This window comes from Rhodovastum atsumiense, assembly GCF_937425535.1.
Classification (GTDB): domain Bacteria; phylum Pseudomonadota; class Alphaproteobacteria; order Acetobacterales; family Acetobacteraceae; genus Rhodovastum; species Rhodovastum atsumiense.
On the sequence record NZ_OW485601.1, the window covers coordinates 219,487 to 245,743 of the forward strand.

A 26,257-nucleotide genomic window follows, 5' to 3' on the forward strand; every position below is an offset into this window, starting at 1 on the left:
CGCGGCATGGTTCCCCCCCTGCTCTCATCCCGCCTCGCCCCCTGGCTGCGCGCCGCCGCGCTGCTGCCGGCCGCGATCGTGGTGCTGCTGGCGCTCGGCTGGGCGTTCTTCCCCGACGCCTTCGCCGCCGGCAGCCCGTTCCAGACCCGCACGGCGCTGCGGCTGCGTCCCCCCTCCTCCGGGCACTGGTTCGGCACCGACTATCTCGGGCGCGATCTCTACACCCGCGTGGTGCACGGCGCGGCGCTGTCGCTGAAGGCGACGGTGATCGCGGTGGCGCTGGGCTTCAGCGCCGGCAGCGCCATCGGGCTGGTGGCGGGCTTCGCCGGCGGACGGGTGGAAGCGGCGCTGATGCGGCTGATCGACGTGCTGCTGGCGGTGCCCGGCCTGCTGCTGTCGCTGACCATCGTCACCGTGCTGGGCTTCGGCACCGTCAACGTCGCCATCGCCGTCGGCGTCACCACCATCGCCGCCTTCGCCCGGGTGATGCGCGCCGAGGTGTTGCGGGTGCGCGCCTGCCCCTATGTCGAGGCCGCCGCCGGTTGCGGCGTCGGCTGGCTGGCGACGCTGCTGCGCCACGTGCTGCCCAATGCCGCGGGACCGGTGCTGGCGCTCGCCGGGCTGGAGGTGGGGGCGGCGATCCTGATGGTGTCCTCGCTGAGCTTCCTGGGCTTCGGCGCGCCGCCGCCGGCGCCGGAATGGGGCTCGCTGGTGGCGGAAGGCCGCAACTACATGGCCACTGCCTGGTGGCTGACGGTGCTGCCCGGGCTGGTGGTGGTGGCGGTGGTGCTGGCGGTCAACCAGCTCGGCCGCGCCCTCGATGCCGGCCGCGCGGGACTGCACTGATGGCGACGGATCCGGTGCTGGAAATCCAGGGACTGCACGTCACCTATGCCGGCCGCCGGCCGGTGCCGGCGGTGCGCGGGGTGGACCTGCGGGTGCGCGCGGGCGAGGTGGTGGCGGTCGTCGGCGAATCCGGCTCCGGCAAATCGAGCCTCGCCCATGCCGTGCTCGGCCTGTTGCCGCCGGGCGGCAGGGTGACCGGCGGCGGCATCCGCTTCGCGGGCACGGATCTGCTGCGCCTGTCCGAACGGCGCCTCGGCCGCATCCGCGGGGCCGGCATCGGCCTGGTGCCGCAGGATCCCGGCGTCGCGCTCAATCCGGTGCAGCGGGTCGGCGCGCAGATCGCCGAGGTGCTGCACCTGCACGGCCAGGCCGACCGCCGCACCGCCTGGCTGCGCGCCGAGGAAATCCTGGCCGAGGTCGGCCTCGACGAGCCGGCGCTGCGGGCGCGGCAATATCCGCACGAGCTGTCCGGGGGCATGCGCCAGCGCGTGCTGATCGGCATCGCGCTGGCCTGCCAGCCGCGCCTGGTGATCGCCGACGAGCCGACCAGCGCGCTCGACACCACGGTGCAGCGGCGGGTACTGGACCTGCTCGCCCGGCTGACCCGGCGGGCCGGCAGCGCGGTGCTGCTGATCACCCACGACCTTGGCGTCGCCGCCGACCGGGCCAACCGGCTGGTGATCATGCGCCAGGGCGGCGTGGTGGAGACCGGCGACACCGCCGCCCTGCTGCGGGCACCGGCGCATGCGTACACGCGCGACCTGCTGGCGGCGGCACCGGCCTTCGCGCCGCTGTCCCCGCCCCCTCCTCCGGCGGAGGCGCCGCCGCTGCTGGAGGTGGCGCATCTGTGCAAGCGCTTTCCGCTCGGGCGCGACCGTGCCATCGCGGCGGTCCAGGATGTCTCCTTCGCCATCCCGCGCGGCAGCACCTTCGCCCTGGTCGGCGGCTCCGGATCCGGCAAGACCACCACCGCGCGCATCGTCACCCGCTTCGAACCGGCGAGCGGCGGCGAAATCCGCTTCGACGGCGCCGACATCACCGCGCTGCGCGGCACCGCCCTGCGGCAACTGCGCCGGCGCCTGCAACTGGTCTACCAGAACCCCTACACCTCGCTCGACCCTCGCTTCAGCATCGCCGACATCGTCGCCGAGCCGCTGGCCGCCTTCGGCCTCGCCACTGGCCAGGACCGGCGCCGGCGCGCCGCCGGGTTGCTGGAACAGGTCGGGCTCGGCACCGGGTTGCTCGACCGGCGCCCGGGCGAACTGTCCGGCGGGCAGCGCCAGCGCGTGGCCATCGCCCGCGCGCTGGCGCCGCAACCGGACCTGCTGGTGCTCGACGAACCGGTCTCGGCGCTCGACGTCTCGGTGCAGGCGCAGATCCTGGCGCTGCTGCGCGACCTGCAGCAGCGGCTCGGGCTGACCTACCTGCTGATTTCCCACGACCTGGCAATGGTCCGGCAGGTCAGCCACTTCGTCGGCGTGATGCGGGCCGGACATCTGATCGAGACCGGCCCGACCGAGGCGGTGTTCGCCGCCCCCCGCGAGGAGGCGACCCGCGAGCTGCTGGCCGCCGTGCCGGGGCAGGGCTGGCGCGCATCCGTCGCCGGCGGATAAGCCCTTTGGCGGGGCTTTGCCCCGCACCCCACAAGGGCTTTGCCCTTGACCCACCAAGGGCTTCGCCCTTGGAACCCGTTATTTTCCTGTGCCGCGCAGCATCACGCCGGAACGGTGACGGGACGCGGCTGGTGCGGCAGCGACGGCCGCCACCGCAGCAACCGCAGCGCGTTCAGCGTCACCAGTACCGTGGCGCCGGTATCGGCGAGGATGGCCGGCCACAAGCCGGTGATCCCGGCTACGGTGGTGACCAGGAAGGCCGCCTTCAGCCCGAGCGCCAGGGCGACGTTCTGCCGGATCGTGGCCAGCGTCGCACGCGACAGCGCCACCAGCTCCGCCACCCCCACCACCCGCTCGCGCAGCAAGGCCGCATCCGCGGTTTCCAACGCGACATCGGTGCCGCCGCCCATCGCCACCCCCACCGAGGCAGCCGCCAGCGCCGGGGCGTCGTTGATGCCATCGCCCACCATCACCACCACGCCCTCGGCCCGCAGCGCCGCGATCTCCCGCAGCTTGTCACCCGGCAGCAATTCGGCCCGCACCGCAAGGCCGAGCCTTGCCGCGATCGCCTGGCCAGTGCGGGAATTGTCGCCGGTCAGCATCAGCGCGCCGACGCCCAGCGCCTGCAGCGCGGCAACGCCCGAGGCGGCGTCCGCGCGCGGCTCGTCACGCATCGCCACCAGGCCGAACGGAGCCCCGTCGGCAAGCACCACCGCCACCGTGTTGCCCGCTTCCTGCAGCGCCGCGATACGCGGTGCCACCGCATCCAGCCCGGCGCCGGCCTCCGCCGCCGCACGCGGGCTGCCGACGAGAATTCGCCGCCCCGCCACCAGGGCCTCGACCGCCAGCCCCGGCACGGCACGGGCCTGCGTGGCCGGCGGCACCTCCAGGTGCTGCCCGGACGCGGCGGCAGTGATGGCACGCGCCAGCGGATGGGACGAGCCGGCCTCGGCCGCGGCGGCAAAGGCCAGTACCCCCGCCGCGTCCACCCCCGGCTGCAGCGGCACCACCTCGGTCACGCGCGGCGTGCCGGCGGTCAGGGTTCCGGTCTTGTCGAAGGCCACGTGGCGCGCCGCCCCGATCGTCTCCAGCGCCGCGCCCCCCTTGACCAGCAACCCGCGCCGCGCCCCGGCGGACAGGCCGGACGCCAGCGCGGCCGGCACCGAGATCACCAGGGCACACGGACAGGCGATCAACAGCAGGGCCAGGCCACGATAGGCCCAGCCCCACCAGTCACCGTCCAGCAGCAAGGGCGGCACCAGCATCACCAGCAGGCTCGCGCCCAGCGCCGCCGGCGTCCAGATGCGGGCGAACCGCTCGATGAAGCGCTGCGTCGGCGCCCGCGCCGCGGCCGCTTCCTCCACCAGCCGGATGATGCGCGCCACCGTGTTGTCGGCAGCGGCACGGGTAACGCGCACGCGCAGCACGCCCTCGGCGTTGATCGAACCGGCAATGACCGGGTCGCCGGGGCCACGCGCGACCGGCACGCTCTCGCCGGTGACCGGACTTTCATCGAGCGCGGACCGACCTTCGAGGATCTCGCCGTCACAGGGCAGCCGGTCGCCCGGACGCACCTGCACCACGTCGCCGACGCGCAGCGATGCGGCCGGGACCTCGGCAATGCCGCCGTCGAGGGTCTCGCGCCGGGCGGTGCGGGGGATCAGGGCGCCAAGGGCACGGATGCCGGCGCGGGCCCGGCCGGCGGCGACGCTTTCCAGCAACTCGCCCAGGGCAAACAGCAGCACGACCACCGCCGCCTCCCCGGCCGCGCCGATCGCCACGGCACCGAGCGCCGCCAGGCTCATCAGCATCTCGATGGAGAACGGGCTGCCGGCGCGCGCCAGGCGCAGCGCACGCCGGCCGAAGGGAAACAGGGCGACCAGGGTTGCGACCAGGTAGACCCAGTACGCCGCGTCAGGAAATACCTGCGCCAGGCCCCAGGCCACGGCGATGAGCCCGCCAAGCACCGCAACCAGCCCGGCCTTGCCGCTGCGCCACCAAGGCGCGTCCATGGCCGGCATGGCCTCGCCCGCCGCGGCAGCATGCGCATGCGTATGCACAGCAGCGGCGTCGCGGTGAGCGTGGCCGTGATGGTCGTGATCGTGATGATGGTGGGCATGATCGTGACGATGGCCGTGATCGTGCCCGCAGCCACAGTCCGGACGACAGGCGCCCTCCTCGCCGGCGATCCCCGGCACCGTGACCGGGGCAGCCAGCAGCCGCGTCGGGTGGAAACCAAGGGCCGTGACCTGCCGCTCCACCGCCTCCGGCACGAGCGCGGCAGACGCGCCAGTGATGGTCAGCCGCTCGGCCATCAGATTGACCTGGACCGTGCCGACACCGGGCAGGCGTTCCACCGCCCGCTCCAGCTTGGCGACGCAGGAGGCGCAATCCATGCCCTCCACCCGCCAGGACAGGCGGGTTCCGGCGGCATCCGGGGCAACAGGCGTGGGGGAATGGTCGGGCATGGGGAGGCTCCTGCAGGCTCCCCAGGGTTATGGGACCTCCAGCGACTTGAGATTCAAGCCCCAGGGTTTAACTGTCAGGCATGGAATCCGTGTCCCTGAGCATCGGCGAACTCAGCCGGCGCACCCGTTGCAAGGTGCAGACGATCCGGTGGTACGAAGAGGTCGGCCTGCTGCCACCGCCCGCACGCAGCAGCGGCGGGCACCGCATCTACGGCGCGGCGCACCTGGCGCGGCTGGATTTCATCCGGCACGCGCGCGAGCTTGGCTTCCCGCTCGATGCCGTGCGCGCGCTGCTGCGGCTGTCCGACCACCCGGACCGCGCCTGTGACGAAGCCCATGCCCTGGCCGCGGCCCAGCTTGCCATGGTGGAGGACAAGCTGCGCCGGCTGGAGGCGCTGCGGATCGAACTGGCCCGCATGACCGAAACCTGCCGGGGCGGCCTCGCTGCCGAGTGCCGCATCCTGGAAACCCTCGCCGACCACACCCACGGCCATTGCGCCAGCCCCGATCACGCGGGCGGCGACATCCACCCCACGCCGTGATCCACGGCCCCGCCCGGCACCGCGGCACCGCGGCACCGCGGCACCGGACGGGGCCGGAGCCGCGATCAGCGCGCCCCCGCGAATTCCGGCGCGTTCGCCGAAAGGGCGCCGCCGCCGGCGAAGATCGCGGCCGGGTTCACCAGATGCTGCTCCGCCGGTCCGGTCGACAGGTCGAGCCTCGGGAACAGCCATTCGGCGACACGGTAGGCTTCCTCCAGATGCGGGAAGCCCGAGGCCACGATGGTGTCGATGCCGAGCGCGCGATATTCCTCGATGCGCGCGGCCACCGTCGCCGGCGAGCCGACCAGCGCCGTGCCGGCCCCGCCCCGCACCAGCCCGACCCCGGCCCACAGATTGGGGCTGATCTCCAGCCGGCCGCGGTCGCCGCCATGCAGCGCCACCATGCGCCGCTGGCCTTCGGAATCGGAGTCTGCCGTCAGCCTGTGCTGGGCCGCGGCGATCACGTCGTCCGAGAGATGGGCGATCAGGCGATCCGCCGCGGCCCAGGCCTGCTCGTCGGTCTCCCGCACGATCAGGTGCAGGCGGATGCCGAAGCGCAGCGTCCGCCCGACGCGGGCGGCGCGCCGGCGCACATCGGCGATCTTCTCGGCCACCTGCGCCGGCGGTTCGCCCCAGGTGAGATAGACATCCGCCTGCTCGGCCGCGAGCTGGTGCGCCGGCGGCGAGGACCCGCCGAAATAGAGCGGCGGATAGGGCGCCTGCACCGGCGGAAAAACCAGCTTGCCACCACGTGAACGCAGGTAGCGGCCCTCGAAATCGACCGTCCGGCCCTGCATCAGGCCACGCCAGATCTGCAGGAACTCCCCCGCCTGCTCGTAGCGCTCGTCATGGCCAAGGAACAGCCCGTCCCCGGCCAGATCCGCCGGATTGCCGCCGGCGACGACATTGAGCAGCAGCCGCCCGTTGCTGAGCCGGTCGAACGCCGCCGCCTGGCGGGCCGATTCCCCCGGGGACGTGACGCCCGGGCGCAGGGCGATCAGGAATTTCAGCCGCTCGGTATGGGTGACGATCGAGGCGCCGGTGATCCAGGCATCCTCGCAGCCCCGCCCGGTCGGCAGCAGCACGCCGTAATAGCCGAGCCGGTCGATGGCCTGCGCGATTTCCCGCAGGTAGCGGTTGCTGGCCGGCCGCTGGCCGATCGCCGAGCCGAGATGCGCCCCGTCGCCGCTGGTCGGCAGGAACCAGAGGAAGTCGAGCGGGCGCGTCATGCCGGTTCCCCCGCAAGGCGGGTGCGCCGGGCCCCTTTCGTGATGGTCATGTGATCCCCCGTTTCATGGTTTTGGATGATGGTCCGGCCGCCAGCGGCAAGCCGGAACGGCCACGCCCCGCGGCCGAACCGCCGCGGGGCGCCAGCGTGGCGAAAAATTGGTGTCGGCAGGAGATGCTGCCGACACCAAAGAGTTCTACGCACGACACACAGCAGTCAAGATATTCAACGGTCTGAAATAGCGCCTTAAAATATCACGCTGCCGTGACCGGCGTGGTCAGCGCGACAGCATCTCGACGAAGGCGCGCACCCGCGTCAGCATCTGCCCGGTCGGCGGCCCGACCTGGAACGAGCCTTCAAGGAAGATGGAAGGATAGCCGAGGCGCTGGAAATACTCGGCCTGGATCTCGCGATGCACGCTGCCGAAGGAACAGCCGATATAGCCGTAGAACAGGATCCCCCTGGCGCCGAATTCCGGCAGGTACTCCTCGATGCGCTTGCGCTGGCGCACCGGCGAACCGAGCGTGCGCGCGGTGATCAGGTAATCGGCGAAGGCCTGCAGCGGCGGCAGGTCGGTGCGGTAGTCACGCGTCCAGTCATCGGCCGAATGCCATGACGTAACCGCGCCACCGGCATCGTCGAGCGTCTTGTAGACGCCGAATTCCTGCCCGCGCCCGCCCACCCAGGCCAGGCGCACCACCTTCTCGTGCGGGATCGGCGCCGCGGCGTTGGCTTCCAGTTCCTCGATCAGCAGGTCGAGGGTTTCCTCGTACTGTTCCGGCTTGCCGTAATAGGTCGACATGCCTGCCAGCATGTAGACCGTCGCCAGGCTGCGGATATACAGCGGGTTCTGCACCCGCAGCCGCAACATGCGCCGCATCTTGCCGATGATGCGGTTGGAACGCACGATTTCCGCCCCCAGCCGGGCCTCGTCGATCGGCTTGCCGGTGAGCCAGAGCGACAGGCGCCGGATCTCGTCGATGAGGAAGGCCTGCAACTGGGCGACGCGCTCCGGGTCGTCCTCGGCGTTCGGGCGATTCACCGACTCGACGCGGAAGACCTCGTAGCCTTCGCCCTTCAGCAGTTCCCAGGCGAGGTTCAGCGGCTCGCATTGCGCGTTGTAGACCACCATGCGCGGCGGCGTGCGGCCGCTGCGCAGGTAGAACTCGCCCAGGATCGAGCCCACCATCGAGCAGGATTCCTTGGGCAGTTGAAAGTAATCCTCGGCCGCGGCAAGCGCGTCCACCGAACCAAGCCGTGCCAGTTCGCTCAGCGGGATCGCCAGTACGCCGTTGGCGTAATAGATCGGCATCAGCGGGGCGCTGATCCAGGCGACGTTCTCGCCGCGCCGCCAGGCATCCTCGGCGTCCTGGACGTAGCTCAGCACCAGTTCGAACAGACGGTCCACCGCACGGGAATAGCCGTGCGCATGCCGGGTTTCGGCGATGTAGGCAAGCTGGCTTTCCAGCGCCTCGCTGGTCTGGATCGGTCCGGTGTGGGTGCCCTGGCCCACCCGCGCCAGATCGCGCAGGGTCAGCCCGTCCACATCGGTGCTCACGCCTTCCGGTACCATGTCAGATATCCGCCTTCTCGGTCAGGACCTCGATGAACGCATCGAGGCGTGTCTTGATCTGGCCCAGGTCCCCTTGCGAATAGTCGGTGCCGAGTTCAAGCACCGGGATGCCCGCCTCCTGGAAGGCCGCGATGAACTTGCCCTTGGTCAGGCCGTAGCAGGGGCAGAACTTCAGGTAGGTGAACAGCACGGCGTCCACCTTGTATTCGCGCGCCAGGTCAACCGAGAACTGGATCCGCCGCTCCAGCGGCACCTGGCGGGCGCAGGGGGCACGGTCGAGATAGGCATCGGCAAGCGCGCGCCAGGGATCCCCGTTGGGGTCGGTGTCCTGGTAGTACGGGCTGAGGCCGGTGCAATGATCCTCGGCGACGATGACGGCGCCGATCTCGTCTTCCACCATGTCGAGCACCCGCCGGTCACCATCGGCGATGATGCCGCCCGACATCAGCAGGCGCAGTCGCCGCGGGCCTTCGTCCGGCACGCGCGCGAGGCGGCCCTGCACCTCTTCCAGCAGCGGGATCAGTTCCTCGGCTTCCAGCGTCGCGGCGGCACGGGTGATCTCGAGGAAGGCGCGGCCATCGAGCGGAGGATTGCGGCGCTTGCGCAGGGCGGAAATGTCGCGCACCAGCGCGCGGACGCGATTGTACAGGCGGATCTGCGCCTGCACGTCCTCGTCATGGATCTCGTGCCCGGTCAGCTTCTCGAGGTCGCGGCGGAAGCTGAGGATCTCGGAGCGGAAGAAATTGCGGGCCCCTTCTTCCGTGGCGTTGCGCGGCACGATGTAGCCGCGCGACGGACGGTAGAAATTGTCGATCGCCTGTGAGGTGGCCCGCATCGCGTCGCAGGTGTAGAAGGTGAAGACCTGATCGACGGCGTTGTTGATCGGTGCCTTGGTCTCGAACTGCCCCAGCACCGCTTTGGTGAAATCGCAGAACACCGCCTTGGTGATGCGCTCGCCGCGGGAGACATCCTCCGCCGTGCCGCATTTCAGCAGGCGGATATAGGCCGCCCCGGAGGCGCCGAGCAGTTCCACCGGCACGTAGTTGCAGAGATAGGCCGCCTTCTTGGTGTCCGTGCGAGCGATGAAATAGGCCTCGGCCTGGGCGATGCGTTCGGTGATGTCGGCAAGATCGGTACCGGCGGGGCGCTGCACGCGAACCTGCGCCTGCCGCTGCTCACCGGCGAATTGCTGGGCGTAGATGGCGGCGCCAAGAGCCCCGGCATAGACGGCATCGACCCGCGTCGGCCGGATCGGGAAGCCGATCAGCACTTCCAGGGCGTGCTTCATGCCGCTGTTGTTGGAGACGCCGCCGGTGAAGACCAGGTCTTCCTGCAGCGGCACCTTGCTGACCAGGTTGCGCACCCGCCGCGCCGAGGCGAAGTGAATGCCCGCCGCGATGTCCTCGCGCGGCAGGCCGCGGGCCCGCAGCGAGATGATTTCGGATTCGGCGAAGACCGTGCACTGGCTGCTGATCAGCGGGCGGCTCTGCGCCTGCAGTGAAGCCGTGCCGATCTCCTTGACGGCGAAATCCAGCAACCCCGCCGCCTTTTCGAGGAAACGCCCGGTGCCGGCGGCGCATTTGTCGTTCATGATGAACTTGGCGACCTTGCCGGTATCGGGATCCACCTGGATCGCCTTCGAATCCTGGCCGCCGATATCGATGATCGTGCGGGTGGCGGCATTGAGGAAATGCGCCCCCATCGCATGACAGGAGATCTCGGTGACGATCTCGCTGGGGATGCGGGTGAACTGCAGCGCGATGCGGCCATACCCGGTGCCGACGATGTAGTCGATGTCGTCCTGCGCGAGGCCGGCGCTGGCGAGCACGTCCTCGAGCAGTTCGTCGGCGGTGACCTGCATGTTCACGCCGGTCGCGACCTGGGCGAAGAACACCTGGCCGTCATGCAGCAGCACCGCCTTCGCGGCGCGCGAGCCAATGTCGATTCCCAGCACGGTGCTGGCGGTGATACGATCCACGAAAGCCGGATCGATGACATCCTTGATGCTGGGCATCGCTCTGTTCCCTCCGATTCCGACGGCTCAGGCACAGCCTGTGGGGGCGTATCGCCGTGCCGGGACTGTGGCGCCGATCGCACCGCCGGCAGCCATCCTCCGCTGAGCCGTGACGACCATGCATCCGATCACCATCGCCTTCCTGCCGCAGCCGGCATTGGCACCACGGGACAGGCCGGGCGTGAAACCCTGGCCCAGAACATCGACGGCGCTCACGTGAAAACCTCCGGGTACAGCCACGCAGACGGTGAGGGCGAAGCTTCAGGCATCTGACGCGGCCCGGAGAGCAAAGCATGCCTCCAGGCGGATGGGGGCCCAGGGAAGCTGGGTCGACGCCGCGGCTCCTGTGTCAAAGGATAAAAAACCATTCTCCCGCGTGCAATGAATTTTTTACGACTGAAAATGCGCATAGGGATGGCCGGGACAGGCCCGGCCACGCCGCACCGCTGGTCACGATGATGGGCAGGCGCCAAACCACGATCCCGCAAGATAAGTTATATTGACTGCGCTATCCTGCAGTGGAATCAATGAGAATGCAGTTCCGCACTGAATTTCCGCCATCGCATGTCAAGGAATCGTGCCGTGACCAAGGCCCGGGTGAAGCAACGCGACGCTGCCTGCAGATGACGCGTGCGTTTTCCCGACGCCGGGCGCTGGCATTCGGCGCCGTAGCATTGGCGGCGCGGCCTGCGGCAGCACGCCTGGCCGGCACCGATCCCGCGCTGTTCGACATTCGCCGCTATGTCTTCGTTCCAGGCGTGGCCACACCGACGACCACCATCATCGATGCCGACACCGATCGCATCGTCGATGTCCTGACGCTGGGCGTCATTCCGCGACAGGTTCTGGTCAGCCGCGAGCGCGCCAAGCTGGTGGCCACGGATGGCCAGTCGCCGCGGATCAGCGTGGTGGATGTCTTTACCGGTGAGTCCGTCACGATCGATCTGCCCCTGCCCGCCCGGACGCTGTCGCTCGGGGTGACCGGACGCCTGCTTGCAGCCGCCGATCCGGCCGCCGGCCAGATCGCCCTGATCGACCTGAACGAGGACAGGCTCCTGTCGGTGGTAACAGGCCTGCCCCCGCTGCGGGATGTCATGTTCGCCGAACAGGACACGATGATCTTCGTGGCCGCCGAGGGCATGGCCGGCATCGGCGTGGTCGATGTGGCCAATGCCAGGCTGACCCACGAGATCTCCACGCAGCCGCTGCACGGCGGCATCACCGCCCTCGCCCGCACCCCGAACGGGAGACGGTTGCTGGTACAACCACAGGATGGCGGACAGATCGGCGTTTTCGACCTGGAGGAAGGTCGCCTTGCCGCCCGGCTTGCCTCCGGCGCCGGTGCAACAGGCATCTTTCCCTCAGGCACCGGCACCTACCTGCTGGTTCCCAACAACACCGCAGCCACGCTGACGATCTTTCGCGCCGAACGGCTTGAAGAATCGGCCGTGCTCAAGGCGGCCGCGGACATGAACGGCGTCTACAGCGCCTGGCTCGACAGCGTCGCCTTCGTGCCAAGCCGGGCGGCACGGAAACTGCTGATCTTCGACCTCGACACGCTACGCCCCGCGGGAGCGATCGGGCTTCCCGGCACGCCGCTGCGCGGCGCGGTCACGGCGGATAGCCGCAAGCTGTACCTGCCCATCAGCGATCCCGCCAGCATCGTGGTGGTGGACGGCGCGACCCGGCGCATCACCGCCATCCTCGACCTCAGCCACGCTCCCCTGACGGCGCTCATCGCCGGGGGATGGGGGATCTGCCATTAGCGGCAGCCCCCGATCAGACAGGCGCGTTCAGGAGTCGACCGCCGCTTCCGGTCCAAGCCGCACCTGGACATCCCGCGGCCCGACCGTATAGGGCCAGGACGTCACCAGGATTCCGGCGCCCGATGCCGCATAGGCGGCGGCGTTGCCGACGTTGATGCCGCCCGCGGCCGCCAGCACCGGCGGATGCGGCAGACGCGCCAGCGCCCTGGCCACCTCCGACACCTCCTCGGGCGTAAACTTTTCCAGTTGCAGCACATCGGCCCCCGCCGCGGCAAAGCGCAGCGCCGTCTCCGCGTCGTTCACCTCGACAACGATCCGGCGCTCCGGAACGGCGCCGCGCAGCCGGCCGACCAGGTCCGCCGGGTCGGTCGCCGGCAGGAAGACACGATGCTCGGGAAACACCAGCACCGTATCGGACAGCCCGGTGCGGTGCATGGTTCCCCCACCGGCGAGCACCGCCTTGATCGACAGCCCCCGGCTCAGCGGGCTCGCCTTGCGCGTGCAGGCCACCACGATCCCCGGCGCAACCGCCGTCGCAGCCTGACGCAGGTCATGCACCGCGCTGGCGACACCGGAAGCCCATTCCACGAGGGTCTGTGCCGCCTTCCAACCCGCGTGCAGAACCGCCGCCGATCCGTGTGCTTCCAGCAGCAGCGTCCCCGGATCGACGGCCCGGCCCGAGCGCACCAGCAGACGGACGCTGGCCCCGAGCCGGGTGAGGATCCGCGACGCCTCCTCGGTCGCACAGGCGACCAAAGGATGGCGCGCGGTGAAGCGGATGACGGCCGGGACATCCCCGATTCCCAGCGCCGTGGTGGTCAGGTCGCCGAATCCGACATCCTCCGCGATCAGGCGGTCGATGTCGGCCTCCGGCACCGGCACGAGGATGCCCGTCATGACCTAGGACAACATTTCGATGAAGGCCTTGATGCGCATGATCTGCTCCTCGGTCGGCGGCTCCCGGTGCACATCGGTCTCGAGCGCAATCAGCGGCACACCGAGCTCCTTGAAGTGATCGCGTTCCAGTTGCTGCATCAGGCTCGCGTAAGGGCAGCCGATCACCGACGAGGAGATGATCCCCCGCGCGCCGGTCTTGCGCACCTCTTCCTCGACCAGGATGCGCCGGTAGGCGACCGACGCCCCCACCGCCTCGCCCAGGTCGCCACGCCCCTGCGCGTCCAGCACGAAATGCGCGAGGGATTCCAGCGGCGGAACGTCTTCACGGTACTCGTGCGTGCCGTGATACACCCAGCCGACGATGGCCCCGTTCGACTCCTCGATCGCGTCGAAGATGCGCTGGTTGCCGATGCTGCCGGCCACCACCAGCGGGATATAGCTGCTCGGCAGCTTGTTGATCTCCAGCTCCTCGAGCTCCGCGATCAACTGGTCCAGCACGGCGCCGAAGGCATCGAGATCGCCGTAGCTGTGCATCGCCCCCATGAAGATCTGCTTGGTGTGGCTGCCCGGGATGAACAGCGGATGCCGGGCCCGCAGTTCCAGGACGCGCCGGACCTTGCGGATGACGCTGTTCTTGCGGCGGATTTCCTCCGCCACCCGCGCCTCGTCGGCGGGCTTGCCGGTCAGCCAGCGGGAAATCCGCTGCAGCTCGTGCACCAGGAAGGCGATGCCGTGCTCACGCTTCTCCTGCAGCCGGAACGCCGACACCGTGTCGATGATATGGATGTCGTAGTCATCCCGCCTGGCCAGTTCCAGCACCGAATTGATCGGCTCGCAGCCGGACCCGAAATGCAGGATGCGCTTGATCTTCTGCTCGCGATCCGTGTGCAGGCGGCCGAGCATGGCCTTGATCATCGAGCAGAACTCGCCCGGCACCTGGAAATGGTCCTCGGCGATGGCTTCCGACTTGCGGCTGTCGATCGCCCAGAGCTGGTCATAGCCGACCGGGATGGTGTCGCAGGCGAAGATCAGCGGTGATTCCCAGCTCCATCCGCCCCAGATCACCTGCTTTCCCGCATCGGCCTGCTTGTAGATGCTGTCCAGCGAGTAGTTGCTGGCGATTGCCTCAAGCGCCTTCAGACCTTTCGAGTCCACGCCGGCACGGTCAGGACCGTGGGTCGCATGACCGGACCGGGGATCGAGTGCAAGCACGTCACCCATGGGATGTGTTCCTTTTTCCTCGGGTCACTCGGCGGCCGAGGCGGCCACGGCTTCGGCCCGGCGGTCATTGAGGATCTCGACGAAGGCTTCCAGGCGCGTCTTGAGCTGCCCGTGATCGCTCTGCGAATAGTCGCTGGAAATTTCCAGCACCGGAATGCCGAGCTTCTGGAAGTGGCTGAGGAACTCCAGCTTGGTGACGCCGTAGCAGGCGCAGAACTTGAGGTAGACGAACACGACGCCGTCCGCCGCGTATTCCTGCGCCAGCTTCCCGGAGAACTCGACGCTGTCATCGAGCGGCTTCATGCGGGCGCAGGGCGCCTGGTCGAGATAGCCGTCGGCCAGCGCCTGGAACGGATCGCCGTCCTCGCGCAGCGTATGGGTGAACGGCCGCAGCCCGGTGCAGTGATCCTCGACCACGACGCGCGCGCCGATCTCGTCCTCGATCAGCTCCACCAGGCGGCGGTCACCGTCCGCCACGATGCTGCCCGAGATCATCAGCCGCACCGGCGGGGCGCCCTTGCGCTTCGCCCGGCTCAGCTTGCGGTACAGCTTCTCGTAGACAGGCAGCAGCTTTTCCGGGGGAAGGTAATAATAGCCGCGCACCAGTTCCAGGAAGTCCTTGCCGGACAACGGCGGAATCGGCTGCTTGCGCAGCTCCGAGAACTTCCGGATCAGTTGCCGGGCCTTGTTGAACAGGACGATCTGGGCCCGGATATCGTCCTCGGTGATGGACCGACCGGCCAGTTCCGCGACGTCATTGCGGAAATGGACGATTTCATCGCGAAAGAAGCCGCGCGACTCCGCCTGGTCGCGCAGGCGCGGCAGGTTCAGCAGCGTGGTCGGAACCCAGCGCTCGATCAGCTCCGACGCCCGCTTCATCGAAGCGCAGGTGTGGAAATTGTAGAGCTTGTCGACGGCCCGATAGAAGGGATCGCCGTTCTTCTGGTCGAAGCCGCCGATGCAGCTTTTGCTGAAGTCGCAGAAGACGCTCTGGGTGTAGCGCTCGCCCTGGGCCACGATGTCGGGGTCGCCGGCCTTGAACAGGCGCGCATGGCGCAGCCCGGCCGCATTGAGCAGTTCCGGCGGCGTATAGGCGCAGAAATATCCGGCCCGCTTCGTGTCATCCTGCTTGTCGATGAAGGCGCTCTGCTCGGCCTCGATCAGCGCATGGATCGGCAACAGGTCGGGACTGAGCGAAGGCTCAGCCGTGCGTGGTGTCGCCATGATGCTCACTCCACCTCTGCTAGGGATTTCGGTGTTTCGCTGCCGGCGCAGCGCGACGCGCGCACGGGCGCCTTCCGCTTCGGAGCGGCTGCAACGCTGCGGGTCCGCCGCCGCTTTGCCGTGCCCGCCGCCAGGGCGGCGGTGTGGAAGCGGCCGGCATGCACCGCGGCCCCCAGCGCACCGGCATAGATCATGTCGATCGGGTTGCGCGTGAACTTGGCGCCGATCAGTTCCTCGAGCGCATGCCACATCCCGACATTGTTGGCCACGCCACCGGTGAACACGAGTTCCGGCTCGATCCCTACCCGGCCGAGCAGCGAGCGGACCCGGCGCGCCGAGGCGAAGTGAATCCCGGCGGCGATATTGGCGCGCGCGGCCGTATCACCCACCCGTTCGCCGCGTGCCCGCAGCGAGATCATCTCGGACTCGGCGAAGACCACGCACTGGCTGCTGATCGGCGCCGGTTCCGTCGCCTCCAGCGCCACCGGCCCAAGCTCGTGCAGCTCCAGCCCGAGCAGCACCGCCGCCTTTTCGAGGAAGCGCCCGGTGCCGGCGGCGCATTTGTCATTCATGACGAACTCCACGACCTTGCCGGTCGCGGGGTCGACCTTGATCGCCTTCGAGTCCTGCCCACCGATGTCGATGATCGTGCGGGTGCCCGGATTGAGCGCATGGGCGCCCATCGCATGGCAGGTGATCTCGGTCACGACCTGATACGGGATATCGTCGTATTTCAGCGAGATCCGGCCATAGCCGGTGCCGACGATGTAGGCGACGTCACGCCGGCGCAGCCGTGCCTGCTGCAGCAGGCGCGTCAGCAACTCGTCCGCGGATTCCTGCATGTACAGGCCGGTCGGGATAAAGGCGGTGTGGATCTCATCGGGCGTCAGCAGGACGCCTTTCGATCCGCGCGAGCCGATATCAAAGCCGATGACCGGATCCGGCGGCGCATATTTCCAGCTTGCCGTGCCAACGATCGATTCTGTCTTCATGCCTGCCGTCCCGGTCCCCGGTTGTTGTGATGATCAGCTCAGCACGTCGACGACCACGCGATCGGCGAGCTTCACCGGATCGGTCGACGGCTTGATGATGCGTGCACGCTTGAGGTCGCTCGTGATCTGCACGACCTCGCGGCGAAGCACCGCCCCGGCCGGGGCATGATCGTGGGTGTGGCTGCGCAACATGGCCGCAAGCTCCGTCACCGGCACCTTGGGCGTGTATTTGGAGAAGATCTCGGCCGCGTCGTCCGGCTGGGTGGCGACGTGGTGCGCGGCTGCCTGCATCGCCCGCGTGAGCGCCGCGGTCGTGGCCCGCTCATCACGGTAGAGCGCCGCGCGGACGCCGAGCGTGCAGCAGGACAAGGTCGCGTAGTTCTCCGAGAGGTTGGAGGCGAGTTCCACCAGTTCCCCGTTGCTGCGCAGCCGGGTGAGCCAGACGGCCGGATCGGAATCGGCCAAGGCCTGCACCTCGCCGCGCTGCAGCGCCACCGGCAGCAGGTCGGCCGGGAATTCCCGCCAGTTCACGCCCGTGTCCGGGTCGATGCCGTGGCGCGACAGCAGAATGGCAAAGAAATGACGCGGCGAACCGGCAAGGGAGGATACGCCGATGGTCTTGCCCTTGAGGTCGGTGATGCCGGTGAAGCCGGAATCGCGACGCACCAGCAGGCGGGTGCATCCGCCATGCAGGCCGGTGGTCAGCTTGACGTCGAAACCCTGCTCCAGCGGCTTGAGCCAGTTCAGCAGCATGCTGGCGCCGACATCCGCCTTGTCGGTGGCCAGGGCCTGCAGCATCTGGTCGGTCGAACCCGCGAGCTGGACGAACTCCACTTCCAGATTCTGCTTGGCAAAATAGCCGCGATGCAGCGCAACCGGCACAGCCGCGGTGCAGATGCCCGTGCCGTTATAGGCAAAGCGGAGATGACGCGGCGGTCCCGCCAGCGGCGCCGGCGTTTCGGTTACGGCGGCAACGCGGCAGATCGAACTGTCGAGCAGATCCCGCGGCAGGGCTGCCGCACCGCGCGAACCGGCGTAGCTCGCGGAGGGCCGGGCCGCCACGCCCGCCAGCAGGCCAATGCCGGCGGCCATCCCCCCGATGAAGCCGCGACGCAGGACCGGGCTGGTCCGAACGGCATCCTGCGTCTCTGACTGGATTGTCGCGGGGATCTCCCCGCCTTGGCGCGTCATGCTGATGTCTCCTGAAGGCAGCCGCGCGCGGCTCCCGGCAGGAGCGATGGCGCGACCAGGCGGAGAATGTACCGCTTTCAGGTGTTCATCAATAGCAACAAACGAATCTCTGATGTTTTATGAAAAAATAACGAAGTATTTTAGCATATTATGGAGGGCGGCCCTCCCACCCCCCGATGGCGCGGGAGGTGACGGCGGAAGCGGAAACAGGCGTTCATGCCCGTTGTCCGCTTCCGCCTGCCCTGTCCTTCTACCAGGTCGCCTCGAGCCCGAGCATGCCGAGCGCCTCGCGGCGCAGGCGCAGGATCTCGGGATGATCGCGGCGACGCGGATAGGCGAGATCCACTCGCAGATCGGCCCGGATGGTGGCGGGACGATCGCTGAACACGATCACCCGCTGGGCCATCAACAGGGCTTCTTCCACGTCATGCGTGACCATGAGCACGGTGAAGCCACGTTGCTGCCACAGCCGCGTGATTTCGCCCTGCATCGCCAGCCGCGTCAGGCTGTCGAGCTTGCCCAGCGGCTCGTCGAGGATCAGCAGCCGCGGATCGTTCACCAGCGCCCGGGCCAGCGAGGCACGCTGCGCCATGCCGCCCGAGAGTTGATGCGGATAGACCCCGGCGAACTCGGCAAGGCCAACCAGTGACAGCACGTCGTCGACCCGGTTGCGATGTCCTTTCAGCAGGCCCTGCGCTTCCAGTCCAAGCGCCGCATTCTGCCAGACGGTGCGCCAGGGAAACAGCGTGGGGTCCTGGAATACCACGACGCGGGAGGGATCTGGCTTCGTCACCACTTCGCCATCGACCAGCAACCGACCGCGACGCGGGGCATCGAGCCCGGCCACGAGGCGCAGCAGGGTCGACTTGCCGCAGCCGGACGGCCCCAGCAGGGCGACGAAGCCGCCCGGCTCGACCGTCAGCGTCACGTCCTGCAGCACCCGGAGCAGTTCCTTGTTCAGGACGAAACCATGGCTGACGCCCTGCACGGAGAGCGCGGCGCCCCCCTTGGACACGACCGGTGCCGGTGCCGACACTTCTGGAAGTTCGAGGGCTGCACTCACCATTGCACCAGACCCTTCTGCCAGGCCAGCAGCCGATCCCGCGCACGGAACAGCAGCGTGATCAGCGCCGAGCACATCACCGCCATGATGAAGAGCGCGGCATACATGTTAGCGTAGGCGGCCCAGCCCTGCGCCCATTGCAGGTACCAGCCGAGCCCGGACTTCACCCCCAGCATCTCGGCGACCACCAGCACGGCGAAGGAAGAACCGAGCCCCATGAACAGGCCGACGAAGACATGCGGCAGGGCCGCCGGGATCGCCACCTTCAGGACCAGGAAGCGCTGGCTGGCGCCGAGCGTGCGGGCCACGTCGTAATAGGCCGTCTGCACCGCCGAGACACCGGACCAGGTCAGCACCGTGGTCGGGAACCAGGTTGCCAGCGCAATCAGGAAGACGCTGGCGCTGCCGCTGGTCGGGAAGACGAAGAAGGCCAGTGGAATCCACGCGGTTGCCGGCAGCGGGCCGATCAGGCGCAGCACCGGGTGAACCCAGTAGCCGATCCGCGTCGACCAGCCCAGGCCAACCCCCGACAGGAAGCCTACCGCGGCGCCAATGGCATAGCCCTTGCCGAGAAGCAGCAGGGATCGCCACAGGCAATCGAGCAGGCGCGGCGCGTCATCGGTGTAGACCTCGACGAAGGCCTGCGGCGAGGCGAAGAAGGGCAGTGGCAGCAGGTCGTACTTCGCCGTGACCAGTTCCCACGCGGCAAGCCAGACGGCGATCGCCAGGGACCAGGCGGCCCAGCGCCCCGTTCGCGCCAGCAGCGGCACGATGAAGCCACCGGCCCAGAGCACCAGGAGCACGCCCCCGGTGCTGGCCGACAGCACCGCCAGAAGCCAGGTACGCTCCACTTCCTGTACGTTCGGAAGACCAAGCACCAGGGCGGCGACCGCGAACCAGGCCAGGCCTGCGATGGCCAGCAACGGGACGGGCCGCGGCACGTCCACGATCAACACATCGACGTTCTGGTCGGAAGCGGGACTGATACCCGCGGTTGCGCTCATGTTCGTTCTCCTGTCAGGAAAGCAGATCGACCGTCACGCGTTCGGCGAAGCGTGCGGGGTCGGTCCCCGGCTTGATCACCGCCACTTGCTTCAGTTCGCTGGCATAGAGGGCGATTTCGTGCCGCAGATCGGCGTTCAATGGGGCGTGGGCATGGGTTTGGCTGCGCAGCATCGCCGCCAGTTGCTCCGGCCGTGCCTTGGCATAGGGCGCGAACACGGCGGCTGCGGCGTCGGGATTGGCGACCACCCAGGCCTGCGCATCCAGCAGCGCCTGCACCAGTGCCACCGCCGTCTCACGTTCCTGGCGGATCAGGCTGCCACGCACGCCCAGGATGCAGCAGACTCGATTCTGGTAAGCGCCGGAAAGATTGGTGGCCAGTTCCACCAGCCCGTCCCGCTCACGGGCAAGCCAGCCGAGCGGATCCCCCAGGCTGAAGGCCTGGATCTCGTTCTTCTGCAAGGCCACCGGCAGAATGTCGGCGGAGAATACGCGCCACTCCACCTCGCGCGCCGGATCGATACCGGCCTGCTGCAGCAGGATCGCGAAGAAGTTGCGATCCGGGGCGGTCAGATCGGAAACGCCGATGGTCTTGCCGCGAAGGTCGGCCAGGCGCGCGATCCCGTTGCCGGGACGGGTGAACAGGCGCAGGCACCCGCCGTGGATGCCGGAGGCGATCTTCACGTCGAAGCCGCTCTCCAGCGGCTTGAGCCAGCGCAGGGCCATGCCGACGCCGGCATCGGCCTTGCCGGTGGCGATCGCCTCCAGCAATTGATCGGTGGAGCCGCCGAAATTGACCATTTCCACATCAAGGTTGTGCCGGGTGAAGAAGCCCTTCTCCCTGGCGACCGGCACGCCGACCGTGCAGATGGCGTTGGCATTCCAGGTCAGCTTCAGGGAGCGTGGCTGCGGCAGGACCACGGGCGCCGTGACGGCGGCGCGGCAGATATCCGGGTTGGGCAGACCGGATGGCAAGACCGGGTAACGGCTGCTCGCCAGAACGCGGCCACCGGGGACGACCATCGGAACTGCCGCGGCAGCCAGGGCGGCCCGTAACAAGGCACGGCGGCCGGAATGACGGTGAGGCATCAAACCCCTCTTGCTCGTTTATCGACGTCGGGAAAGCCGGCCGTGGCGAACGACCGGCCTGGGTGCGCAACCTGCCCGGGACACCGTGATGCCCAGGCCATGAATTGCTGTTGTGAAGGTGGGCCGGCGAATCGTCAGGGAGAGCGGTTCCGCCGACACTGACAGCAGATGGACACGCTGAGAGGCATGGCACCGCCACGCCCCGAATCCGGCACGGACGCGTTGGTGCGAATGGCGATTGCACGATACGGCATGAACCCGGGGTTCTCCGAACAGGCCTCGAAACCGACTCAGCTACGGAAATGATTCCACGTACCGCTACTGTAAGTCAACGATTAAACTTGATTCCGTAGTGTCTTGGCTGGCCAGCCAAGGCTTTTTCCGCCTTCTGGCCAGACCGGCAAAAAAAAAGGCGGAGCCGAAGCGCCGCCAAGTTTTGAGAGAGGAAACGCTCAGTTACACCGCACCGGTGTGATCTTCGCCGTCACACCATAGGCAGCATCCACCCGCTTGGCAAGCAGATTATCTTTATGCACGTCCATAATATGTATTTTTGCCACCGGCGCCCGGCTCAGGCCTGAGCCGGGGCGCCATCTGCGGACGGCGTGTGGGCAATGGCCACCACCCGGGCGCCCCCCAGCACGATTCCCTCGTCCGTACGCCCACGGTCGAGTTCCTCCACGATGGCCTGCCTGGCCTGCTCGCGGATCTGCACGGGAAGATGCCCGAGGAAATTGCCGAACGAGCTGGCTTCGGAGAAACGCACCGCCGCATCGCCATCGGGAAGCAGATGCCGCGTCGGCACGATCTCCAGGCTGCGGATGATGAACCCCGCCTCCTGCAGCAGATCCCGCAATTCCGCTGCCGTGATGTGGTGCGGCACGCCATCCCGGGCCTGCGGATACTGGTTGAATGGCGGGCGGGCGAGCACCTCGGCCTTGATGGTCTGCAGAGCCCCTCGGTGTTCGCGAGAGCCGGTCGAGATGCCCAGGCGCCCCCCCGGTGCCAGGACGCGGGCAAACCCGTGCAGCGGACCGCGCTTTTCCGGCAACCAATGGAAGACCGCGTTGAGCAGAACCACATCGAAGCTCGCCGAGGCGAAGGCACTCAGATCATTGGCGTCGCCAACCTCGAAACGGGCATTCGCCAGATTCTTCTGCCGCGCCAGGGCAATGCGCAGCGGCAAGGGGTCGATTCCGGTCACCGTGCCACCCGGCTGCACCAGCGTGGCAATATGCGCGGCCAGCAGGCCCGTGCCGCTGCCGACATCCAGCACGCGCTCTCCCGGCGCGATTCCAAGTGCCGCAACAAGTTCCGTACCAACCCTGAACTGGCGGTTGGCGCTGACCTCTTCGTAGTATTGAGCCAGGTCTTCGGTATCGAGGGCAAGGCTGAGCTGCGACACGTAGGTCTTCTCCTGATCCTGATGAATGCCGATGCAAGCGCGTCAGGCGTTGCGGCTGACGACGGTCGTGTAGATGCGTTCCAGCAGCGCGAGCCCCCCGCGATAGCCGGCATAGGACCGTGCCAGCACGACTTCGTAGGAGGTCGGGAAGGCGACCTCGACGAGGAAGCCTTTCAGGTCGCGGGCCAGATCACGTTCCCAACTCGATCCGAAGATCAGCGGCGGCTTGTGGCCGAAGGACGCCGTCCGGATACGCTCATGGATGAGATAGCTGTCCTCGATGAACTCGATCTCGCCGGCGACATCGTGGTCAAGCACCTGGAAGGCGGCGCGTATCGCCTCCCGCAGTTCCTCGGGCGGATTGTCGGTGATGATCAGCCGCGCCGGCAACAGTCCCAACTGACGGACCGCGAACTTGCTGAGCGCCAGGGCGTAGGTGCTGTCGGCGGCAATGGCGAACCGCGCCGGCAATCCCCAGCGATACTGCGAGTAAAACTCCGAGAAGGCTTCCAGGTAGGTGTAGTACCGGCGCTCCTCGGCGGCGATGAATGTCTCGGCGCTGCCTTCCACCCCGGCGAAGGCAGCGATCTCGCGCAGCACCTCGCCGGTCTCCTTCGCGCCGATCGGCAATACCGGAATATGCAGGAACGGCTGCCCGTACTTGCCTTCCAGATGCCGGGCGGTCTCCAGCCCCAGCCATGGCGACAGCACCAGGTTGAACTGGGCCTGGGGAATGGCCCGCCATTCGCCGACCCCCGCCGATTCCGGGCCGAACAGCACGTTGACGCGCAGCCCGATGCCTTCCAGCAGCCGCTTGATTTCTTCCAGATCGCCGCGCCAGAACGTGTTCTGGTACGGCAACAGAGACCACAGGTTCACCCGCCCCTGCTCGCGCGGGCCCTTGTACGGACCGACGAGCTGGTCGATGATCGCCCGGATCACAACCTCGTGGCCGGTGAAATTGTTGCCGCGGAATCCGCCGGTCTCGGCATAGACCACCGGCACGCCACGGTTCTGGAAGCCGCGCACCACGGAGCCGACATCATCACCGACCAGGTCAGGAATGCAGCCGGTGACCACCACGAACAGATCCGCATCCAGGATCTTCAGGCTGGCCTCGATCAGTTCCTCCAGCCGCTCGGTCCCGCCGAAGATCACCTCCCGCTGGCTGGCGTTGCTGCTGGGCGCGACGCCGGCGCCGCCCCAGCCACCACCCTGGTAGCCATTGGCGCCGCTCAGGGCGTTATGCTGCTTGTCGGCGCAACCGGGGCCGCAATGCGTGATCGGAATGGTCCGCGGAATCGCCGCCGCGGTCTGCATCGCCCCCAGCGCGCAGACATAGCGCGCCTGCTCGATCGCTCCCCCCTGGTCATTGGCCTCCGGCAACTGGCCAGCCCGGGGCTTCAACGCTGTGACCATGACGCGCCCCCCTCAGCCGGCAACCGTGCGGGCGAGCGCGAAGGGATCGCTCTGTTCCAGCCAGGACCGGCGGTACGGCAGCGAGGTATGCGCCGCCAGATCCTCGTGGAACTTGCGCTGGCCCCGCACCGCCAGGATCTCGGCGCCGAGATTGATGATGCCCTGATAGCCGACCGGGAAGCTGGCATCGCCCAGTTGCAGCGAAGGCAGGCCGAGCCGCGCGGCGAGCGGCGACAACCCGCCATGGCGAATCACGACGAAGTCCGGGTGCACCCTTTGCAGCAGGTTATAGAATTGATAGTGCTGACGGATGCCGACGGTGAAGAGATTGACATCGCCGGTCGCATCCACCAGGTGCCCCAGCGTGTCGCGTTCGGGAGACCCGCTGTCATAGGTCGGGTCATGATGGAACACCAGGGTGCCGGGCACCTCGATGCCGAGCTCGCGCAACACCACGACCACGCCATGGGCGAACGACGCCCCCATGGCCACGTAGCCGCGCAGGCCCTGGAGCTGCTCGCGCAGCTCCGCGACGATCGGCTTCACCCGCGCATGCTCGCGCGCGATATAGGCCTCGGTCACCTCCTCGCGGTTTGTGGCCTTGGCGATCGCCCGCAGCCAGGCATCGGTTCCGGCGAAGCCATAAGGCTGCGGTGCCTTCACTTCGGGCACACCGAATTCCTGCTGCAGCGCCGCGGTGAAGTAGCTGGCCAGGGTGTAGCAGAAGCTGACCGATGCCGCCGCTTCCGACATCTCCTCCAGTTGCTCGACCGTGGCGAGGTTGACCACCAGATTGGCGCGCAGGCCCAGCTCCGCCAGCATCGGCGTATAGACGTCGGTGCCGGAGAGAATGACGATATTGACGAGATCCTCCTGCCGGCGCGTCGGATTCTTCCGGACGATCTGGCGCAGGATGCCGTGCTGGATGGCATCGAAGCCGGTGCTCCAGTGCTTTGACTTGAAGCCTTCGCAGAAGATCGGCACCACCGGAATGCCGATTTCCTCTTCGACCTCGCGCGCGGCGGTCTCCACGTCATCGCCGATGATCCCGGTGGCGCAGGAGGTGGCGATGAACACCGCCCGGGGATGATGCCGCTGATACGCGTCGCGGATGGTGGCCTGCAGCTTCTCGACCCCGCCATAGACCATGTCGCGCTCGGTCAGGTTGGTCGACAGCGCCGTGATGTTGCGCACCTGCATGCCGCGGCGCGCCAGGGTGTTGCGGAAATTGGTGTTGTTGGCGGCCTGGTTGGCGGCGCAGCCGATCGGTGAATGCTGGATCAGCACGGCGTCGAGAATGGATCCGGCCTGTCCCTGCACCACCTGCTCGCTGCAACTGCCGCCCTGGGTGAACGGGCTCTGCAGCTCGCAGATCCGGCTGCCCTTGGTGCCCGGGCCACAGCCCGTGCCACAGCCTCGCGAGAAATCGGACTGCTCGGCGAGGGCAGCGGCGCTGCCCTCGTCCCAGCCGATGATGGTGCCGAGACGCTGCTCGCGCGTCTCGACCGCCGCCGTACGAAGATTGATCGCCATGACTGCCCCCTTTCCGTCAGGCCGGCACGCGCGCGCGTTCGGCGGCGCGCTCGATTTCGACGAGCTGATCGGCCCAGCCGGACGACCATTCGCGCAGTTCGCGCGGATTGAGCGCGGTCGGCACCTTCGATTCGGTATGCGCGGCGATGCGGCGGGCAAGTTCGCGGTAGACATCGGCCTGCGGCGAATCCGGCGCGGCCTCGATGGTGGTCTTGCCCTTGAGCTCCGCCTGGGTGACGGTCAGCGAACGCGGGATGTACTGCACGATCTGCGTCTGCGTGCGCGCGGCGAAGTCGTCGATGATTTCGCGATGGAAATCGGTGTTCATCGAGTTGGCGATGATGCCGCCGAGCAGGGCGCCACCGGAATTGGAGTATTTCTCGATGCCGCGGAACAGGTTGTTGGCGGCGTAGATCGCCATGAAGTCGGCCGAGGACACGGTGAAGACGTGTTCGGCGATGCCTTCGCGCACCGGCACGGCGAAGCCGCCGCACACCACGTCGCCGAGCACGTCGTAGATCACGAAGTCGAGATCAAGCTCCTCGAAGATCTGCTGCTGCTTGAGCAGTTCGACCGCGGTGATGATGCCGCGCCCGGCGCAGCCGACGCCGGGGGCCGGACCGCCGGCCTCGACGCAGTAGATACCCTTGAAGCCGAGGAAGATCGCCTCGTGCGCATCCACGCGGCGGCGTTCGGCCAGCAGGTCGAGCACCGAGGGGATGTATTCGCCGCCGCGCAGGGTGTTGGTCGAATCCGCCTTCGGGTCGCAGCCGAACTGCATCACCTTGTAGCCGGCTTCGACGAGGGCGGCGCTGATGTTCGAGGTGGTGGTGGATTTGCCGATCCCGCCTTTGCCGTAGATCGCGATCTGCTTCAGCTGCTTGCCGGACATGCTGCTTGCCTCCTTCCTTGCTGGACGTCGGGGCCGAACGGATCCATCGGAGGGCAGGCAAACCGGGGCCGGCGCCGATATCAGGCGGTGCCGATACAGCGATGCCCGCGGTGGTCGCTCTCCTTTCCGATGGGGCGGATGGCAAAGGGCCACGCCACCGGATCGCCGGGTGGTAACATACGATGATTCGACGTTGCTTGCAATATTCTAGCTTATTACGATGTTATTTATCCCGTTAAGGTCCCGATTCGCGCGTGGTATGATGCCGGCGGCACGGCG

At 67.9% G+C, this 26,257-nt stretch carries 20 protein-coding genes; 4 read left to right on the forward strand and 16 right to left on the reverse strand.

From position 1 onward, the window contains the following. The first annotated feature begins 6 nt into the window (after positions 1-6). Together NBY65_RS00895 and NBY65_RS00900 are read left to right on the forward strand one after the other, a co-directional pair. Complete coding sequence (locus NBY65_RS00895) at positions 7-846, forward strand: ABC transporter permease (RefSeq protein ID WP_150040990.1); 840 nt, start codon at positions 7-9, stop codon at positions 844-846. Next, positions 846-2,459: a dipeptide ABC transporter ATP-binding protein gene (locus tag NBY65_RS00900; RefSeq protein WP_250265610.1), complete on the forward strand. Its 1,614-nt coding sequence runs from the start codon at positions 846-848 to the stop codon at positions 2,457-2,459. The genes NBY65_RS00895 and NBY65_RS00900 overlap by 1 nt, the downstream gene beginning before the upstream one ends. 101 nt (positions 2,460-2,560) lie before the next feature. Here NBY65_RS00900 and NBY65_RS00905 read toward each other — a convergent pair whose 3' ends face one another. Further along, positions 2,561-4,927 carry a heavy metal translocating P-type ATPase gene (locus NBY65_RS00905; RefSeq protein WP_239002797.1) on the reverse strand — a complete coding sequence of 789 codons (2,367 nt, stop codon included), beginning with the start codon at positions 4,925-4,927 and terminating at the stop codon, positions 2,561-2,563. 80 nt (positions 4,928-5,007) lie between these two features. On the opposite strand from NBY65_RS00905, the gene NBY65_RS00910 reads away from it, so the two are divergent. Then, positions 5,008-5,469 (forward strand): MerR family transcriptional regulator, encoded by a 462-nt coding sequence (locus NBY65_RS00910; RefSeq protein ID WP_150040992.1) that lies wholly within the window; start codon positions 5,008-5,010, stop codon positions 5,467-5,469. Between the two features lie 65 nt (positions 5,470-5,534). Here the strand turns inward: NBY65_RS00910 and ssuD are convergent, their stop codons facing one another. From ssuD to NBY65_RS00925, 3 genes are all read right to left on the reverse strand, one after another. Then, complete coding sequence (ssuD, locus tag NBY65_RS00915; protein WP_150040993.1) at positions 5,535-6,698, reverse strand: FMNH2-dependent alkanesulfonate monooxygenase; 1,164 nt, start codon at positions 6,696-6,698, stop codon at positions 5,535-5,537. Between the two features lie 276 nt (positions 6,699-6,974). Next, positions 6,975-8,270, reverse strand: coding sequence for a 2-hydroxyacyl-CoA dehydratase family protein (locus NBY65_RS00920; RefSeq protein WP_150040994.1), 1,296 nt, complete (start codon positions 8,268-8,270; stop codon positions 6,975-6,977). A gap of 1 nt (position 8,271) precedes the next feature. After that, positions 8,272-10,284, reverse strand: a complete 2,013-nt coding sequence (locus NBY65_RS00925) for a 2-hydroxyacyl-CoA dehydratase (RefSeq protein WP_150040995.1) — start codon at positions 10,282-10,284, stop codon at positions 8,272-8,274. Between the two features lie 623 nt (positions 10,285-10,907). Between NBY65_RS00925 and NBY65_RS00930 the strand changes: the two genes are divergently transcribed. Beyond that, positions 10,908-12,050 (forward strand): YncE family protein, encoded by a 1,143-nt coding sequence (locus tag NBY65_RS00930; RefSeq protein WP_150040996.1) that lies wholly within the window; start codon positions 10,908-10,910, stop codon positions 12,048-12,050. A gap of 27 nt (positions 12,051-12,077) precedes the next feature. Here NBY65_RS00930 and modD read toward each other — a convergent pair whose 3' ends face one another. The 12 genes from modD to nifH form a co-directional block, all read right to left on the reverse strand. Then, entirely contained in the window at positions 12,078-12,947 is an 870-nt protein-coding gene (modD, locus tag NBY65_RS00935; protein ID WP_150040997.1) for a ModD protein, read from the reverse strand. A gap of 3 nt (positions 12,948-12,950) precedes the next feature. After that, the gene (locus NBY65_RS00940; protein WP_150040998.1) at positions 12,951-14,168 is read right to left on the reverse strand and encodes a 2-hydroxyacyl-CoA dehydratase family protein; all 1,218 of its coding nucleotides are present in this window, start codon (positions 14,166-14,168) and stop codon (positions 12,951-12,953) included. Between the two features lie 24 nt (positions 14,169-14,192). Further along, a complete protein-coding gene (locus NBY65_RS00945) occupies positions 14,193-15,392 on the reverse strand; it encodes a 2-hydroxyacyl-CoA dehydratase subunit D (protein WP_150040999.1) in 1,200 nt (399 codons plus the stop codon). Positions 15,393-15,397: 5 nt separating this feature from the next. Further along, positions 15,398-16,384, reverse strand: coding sequence for an acyl-CoA dehydratase activase (locus NBY65_RS00950; protein WP_150041000.1), 987 nt, complete (start codon positions 16,382-16,384; stop codon positions 15,398-15,400). A 33-nt stretch (positions 16,385-16,417) separates the two neighbouring features. Then, positions 16,418-17,575 (reverse strand): ABC transporter substrate-binding protein, encoded by a 1,158-nt coding sequence (locus tag NBY65_RS00955; protein ID WP_150041001.1) that lies wholly within the window; start codon positions 17,573-17,575, stop codon positions 16,418-16,420. Between the two features lie 250 nt (positions 17,576-17,825). Further along, a complete protein-coding gene (locus NBY65_RS00960; protein WP_150041002.1) occupies positions 17,826-18,641 on the reverse strand; it encodes an ABC transporter ATP-binding protein in 816 nt (271 codons plus the stop codon). Further along, positions 18,635-19,642: an ABC transporter permease gene (locus NBY65_RS00965; RefSeq protein ID WP_150041003.1), complete on the reverse strand. Its 1,008-nt coding sequence runs from the start codon at positions 19,640-19,642 to the stop codon at positions 18,635-18,637. The genes NBY65_RS00960 and NBY65_RS00965 overlap by 7 nt, the downstream gene beginning before the upstream one ends. A 13-nt stretch (positions 19,643-19,655) precedes the next feature. After that, positions 19,656-20,729 carry an ABC transporter substrate-binding protein gene (locus NBY65_RS00970; RefSeq protein WP_150041004.1) on the reverse strand — a complete coding sequence of 358 codons (1,074 nt, stop codon included), beginning with the start codon at positions 20,727-20,729 and terminating at the stop codon, positions 19,656-19,658. 571 nt (positions 20,730-21,300) lie between these two features. Continuing rightward, positions 21,301-22,134 (reverse strand): class I SAM-dependent methyltransferase, encoded by an 834-nt coding sequence (locus NBY65_RS00975; protein ID WP_150041005.1) that lies wholly within the window; start codon positions 22,132-22,134, stop codon positions 21,301-21,303. Positions 22,135-22,176: 42 nt separating this feature from the next. After that, positions 22,177-23,553, reverse strand: a complete 1,377-nt coding sequence (locus NBY65_RS00980) for a nitrogenase component 1 (RefSeq protein WP_150041006.1) — start codon at positions 23,551-23,553, stop codon at positions 22,177-22,179. A 12-nt stretch (positions 23,554-23,565) separates the two neighbouring features. Continuing rightward, entirely contained in the window at positions 23,566-25,086 is a 1,521-nt protein-coding gene (locus tag NBY65_RS00985) for a nitrogenase component 1 (protein ID WP_150041007.1), read from the reverse strand. Positions 25,087-25,102: 16 nt separating this feature from the next. Further along, positions 25,103-25,978: a nitrogenase iron protein gene (gene nifH / locus NBY65_RS00990; RefSeq protein ID WP_250265611.1), complete on the reverse strand. Its 876-nt coding sequence runs from the start codon at positions 25,976-25,978 to the stop codon at positions 25,103-25,105. Between the last annotated feature and the right edge of the window lie 279 nt (positions 25,979-26,257).